Annotated in this window: 5 protein-coding genes; 4 read left to right on the top strand and 1 reads right to left on the bottom strand. The window is 40.0% G+C overall.

All coding sequences use genetic code 11. The features are described from left to right. From AB685_RS27095 to AB685_RS27080, 4 genes are all read left to right on the top strand, one after another. A partial coding sequence (locus tag AB685_RS27095) for a M20/M25/M40 family metallo-hydrolase (protein WP_047973704.1) occupies positions 1-399 on the top strand: 399 nt, incomplete at its 5' end. A 37-nt stretch (positions 400-436) separates the two neighbouring features. Next, positions 437-679, top strand: coding sequence for a DUF3311 domain-containing protein (locus tag AB685_RS27090; protein ID WP_047973703.1), 243 nt, complete (start codon positions 437-439; stop codon positions 677-679). Between the two features lie 12 nt (positions 680-691). Next, positions 692-2,212 (top strand): sodium:solute symporter family protein, encoded by a 1,521-nt coding sequence (locus AB685_RS27085; RefSeq protein WP_047973702.1) that lies wholly within the window; start codon positions 692-694, stop codon positions 2,210-2,212. Positions 2,213-2,236: 24 nt separating this feature from the next. After that, positions 2,237-3,397, top strand: coding sequence for a M20 family metallopeptidase (locus AB685_RS27080; protein ID WP_047973701.1), 1,161 nt, complete (start codon positions 2,237-2,239; stop codon positions 3,395-3,397). A 24-nt stretch (positions 3,398-3,421) separates the two neighbouring features. Here the strand turns inward: AB685_RS27080 and AB685_RS27075 are convergent. Beyond that, a partial coding sequence (locus AB685_RS27075) for a sodium-dependent transporter (RefSeq protein ID WP_047973700.1) occupies positions 3,422-4,345 on the bottom strand: 924 nt, incomplete at its 5' end.

Genomic DNA, 4,345 nt, shown 5'->3' with positions numbered 1-4,345 from the left:
CGGGTTCGTTTTACGATTGATCTTCGTGATATTGATCTTGAAAGAAGAAAGGATATCGAGGCCACTCTTTATCCGGCAATCGATCATATTTGTGAAAAGCATCAAGTCACTAGTACGATTCGCGTGGATACAGAAAGTGAACCTAGATATTGTGCAGAAGCGATTATGGATGATATGAGAAAGTCGGCACAAGAGATATTCGGGCAAGCTGTTCCTGAATTAATGAGTGGACCTTTTCATGATGCGATTGCGATGTCTACAGTATGCGATTATGGAATGATCTTTGTCCGTTGCAAAGACGGAATTAGCCATAATCCTAAAGAGAGTGCGGAGTTTGAAGATATCTCTAAAGGGGCGGAGTTATTGTATCAAACAGTAGTGAAGCGAGTGGTGGAATAAGAAGAAAGAGATTGATTATAAACGAGGGGGACGGGACATGTTTCAGCGATATCCTACAAAAAAGAAGGTCTTATATAGCTTAATCATTCTCAGCTTTATTGTCATGGAGACACCACTCATTTTATTAGCAAATACGACCGAGCCTTTTGTACTTGGTATGCCATTTTTCCTTTTTTGGAATCTCTTATGGTGGTTTGTGTTAACTGCTTTGTTTTTGATTGGATATTTAATCAACTGGGGAAGTAAAGAAAGTTCTGAGACGGTAACAGACGAATCATAGGGGGAGAGTCAATTGACTATTGGTGTATTAATCATTGCGGCATTTATGATCATTCCACTTGTTGTTGGCTTTTTTGCCGCAACAAAATCGACGAAGACTAGTGAAGATTTCTTTATTCAGGGAAGAGGAATGGGAGCAATTGCCGTTTTCTTCACAGTAGCTGCGACGTGGTGGAGTTCATTTGCTTTTCTAGGATCCAATGCAACGTTCTATACGAACGGGCCTGTTTATTTAACTGCTCTCGCTTGGAATTTATTATTTGGCTTCATGTATTACTGGGTAGGTAAGCGTGTTTGGTTTTTAGGGAAACGCTTTAACTATATTACTGCTTCAGATCTAATCGGGGATTTTTATAACAATGAAAAGCTTAGGATCATCGTGGCCGGAATATTGCTAGTCTTTACGATTCCATACTTGCAAATCCAATTAACTGGTGGAGCCTATTTGATTGAGGTTGCCTCTGGTGGGGTCATTCCATTTTGGCTTTCAGCTTTAATGTTTTATTTCATCATTGTTACCTATGTATGGGTCGGAGGGATTCGTGCTGTTGCATGGACGGATATCATTTACRGGGCTCTCTTATTCTTTGGAATGATGTATGCAGGTTATTACATCTCCCAACATGTAGGCGGACCTACGGGGTTGTTTAATGGATTAATAGAAACAAGTCCAGAACACTTGACGTTGCCAGGTCCATTAGGGGCGATGGGCTATCCAATGTGGTTCTCATTATTTGCCGTAACAGCTATTGGAGCCTTTATGGGGCCCCAGATATGGCTTCGAATGTACTCGGTTAAGAGTGGGAAGTTATTTAATTTAATGCCTTTCTTACTAGGATTTGCGGCAATCGCCTACATGGGTTCTTTATTAGCCGGTTTCACAGGGGTGTTACTTGAACCGGGTTTAGCAAATCCAGATCAAATCTTACCGGTCATGTTAATGGAATATGCGCCGTTTGCATTAGCATCGCTTATATTAGCAGCAGGTGCTGCAGCCGCTATGTCGACTGCCAATTCTCAAATTCATGCGATTTCAACGATTGTGACGATGGACATTTATAAGCGCTATCAAAATCCTAAAGCAAGTCAAGAAAGTATTATCAAAGTTGGTAGATGGTCATTAATTGTCTTTTCTTTAATTGCTTATATTATGGCATTAGTTGTGCCGGGTGTACTCGTCACAATCGGGATTGCAGCACTTGCAGGAACCGCTCAATTATTAATACCTACCATAGGTGCAATTAGTTGGCGTCGTGCTCACCCAACGGCTGCTATCTGGGGCTTAGTAGTGAGTATTGCAGTTGTCTTGTTATTTACCTTTATCCCAGCGTTGAAAAATCCTCTAGGGTTCCACGCAGGGGTATGGGGGCTTCTCATTAATGCGATTTTGTTTGTGACCATTAGTCTTGCGCTTAAGCGTACAGATGAGGAAGTGGTCAATCGCTTTGATGTGGCAAGAAATGATTACAACAAAGCGTATCATCCAGAATTAGTAAAAGAGAATCATTCAGATAAAAAACGCGAAGCATTATAAGCTGAACGAAGTGGAGTGATGGTATTGGAAGATCTTACAGAAGTGGTGACATTAACTAGAGAACTCATTCAAATTCCATCAGAAAACCCGATCGGTTCTGAGAAAGCTTGTGCCACTTATATTGAATCTTGGTTAAAAAAAGTAGATAAGATTAACATTGAAGTCCAAGAAGTAGAAGAGGGCAGACAAAATATTATTGCAACCTATAAAGCGAAAAAACCGATTAAGCGCCCATTAGTATATATCGGTCATATGGATACAGTTCCAGTAGAAGGTGATTGGAATTACCATCCATTTGGAGGACAAATAGTAGATGGTAAACTTTACGGCCGGGGAGCTTGTGATATGAAGAGTGGGTTGGCTTGTGCCCTAATTGCTTTAAAAAGGTTATCTGAAAAAGGAATAGAGCTTGAAAGAGATCTTATTGTCATAGCTAGCATTGATGAGGAAGGTCCTTTTATGAAAGGAGCAGTAGCTCTAGAGAAAGAGAAATTCATTCCGGAAGATGCGTTATTAGTTGCAATGGAGCCTACAAGTCTTACCATGTCCACTTCGCATAAAGGAACCATTTGGTATGAGCTGAATATCGAAGGAAAAAGTTCTCATGGAGGTCGAGCACATTTAGGGGCAGATGCTGTTCATGCAGCTTCTGAAATTATTAGTCGGTTAAAAAAGAAAGTGGCCGACCTTTCATATAATCATGAGGTGTTTGGCAAACCAGCATTGTCTGTAGGCACGATTTCAGGTGGGAACAAAACAAATATGGTCGCAGGGTCATGTCGGGTAGAGCTAGATTTTCGTCTAGTCCCTCCGATGACAAAAGAAGAAGCTAATACCATCATTAATCAATGTGTCAAAGAAGGTTGTGAACAAGTAACAGGGACTAAAGCAGTGATCAAACATTATGGTTGGCAACGTCCACCAATTGAAACGGATATTGCTAGTCCATTAGTAAAGATGATGGGATCTACGTATGAAAAGGTTGTCGGAGAGGAAATAAAAGAATCAGGGTTTCCGGCTTATACGGATGTAAGTATGATTAGTTTGCGAACTGGAAATAAAGATTTTATTGTGTTTGGGCCTGGTGACCTTGACCAAGCTCATGCAGTTGATGAATTTGTCGACATCCATCAACTTGATGTGTGTACAGATGTCTTATTTGAACTAGCTCGATCACATGGGTGATCGAGCTTTTTTCCTATCGGTGGCTTATAAAACTCCTAAAGTGTTAATGAAGACAATAATAATGACAAGTGGCACGACATACTTCATTAAGAATAACCAAACCGTAAAGAATCGGTTAGTAAGTCGATTTCCACTTAGAAATTCTTGCTCCATCAATCTTTTCTCCATTCGAAGCGAGATAAACAAAGAGATCAATAGGCAACCTAGTGGAAGCATGATATTACTAACAAGAAAATCAGTAGCATCAAAAATGGATAAGTTAAAGAATTGAACGTTTGATAGGACGCCAAAGCTTAGAGCTGCAGGGATTCCAGCTAAAAAAATTACTAGCCCAGAATAAGCAGCCACTCTTCTTCTTTTTCTTTTCTTACTTTCTGTGAAGGCTGACACAAATATTTCTAATAAACTAAAAGAAGAGGTCAACGTAGCAAAAAGAAACAATAAGAGAAATAAGGCCAAGAAGAGTTCTCCCAAAACCATCTCTGCAAAAACAGCTGGAAGGACAATGAATAATAATCCAGGGCCTTCAGTCGGCTCAAATCCTAAGGCGAAGATGGCTGGGAAAATAGCGAGTCCTGCTAATAAAGAGACAAAAAGGTTCATCCCAACGACGGAAACAGCAGCTGTAGGAATGCTTTCTTTWTTGTCTAAATAAGAGCTATATGTAACTAAACATGAAAAGCCAACTGCTAATGCAAAGAAGGATTGCCCTAATGCATAAAGTACTCCATCACTAGTAATGGAAGAGAAATCTGGCTGTAGAAAGAATCGAATCCCCTCGCTAGCGCCCTCTAAAGTTAGTGATCGAGCGACTAAAATAAGGAAGAAGACAAATAGAAGTGGCATAAGAAATTTATTAGCTTTCTCAATCCCATTTTGAATTCCGAGTGATAAAACGAGAACATTAATAACTAAGAAAATGGCAAGTCCAACTAAACCGATCCAAGG

This window comes from Bacillus sp. LL01 (assembly GCF_001037965.1).
Note: the sequence above shows the minus strand (reverse complement) of the source record. Positions and strands in the feature narration are given on the sequence as shown.

Excerpts from the sequence above, each read along its gene's own strand:
- AB685_RS27090 (WP_047973703.1), top strand. The coding sequence starts at position 437 with ATGTTTCAGCGATATCCTACAAAAAAGAAGGTCTTATATAGCTTAATC.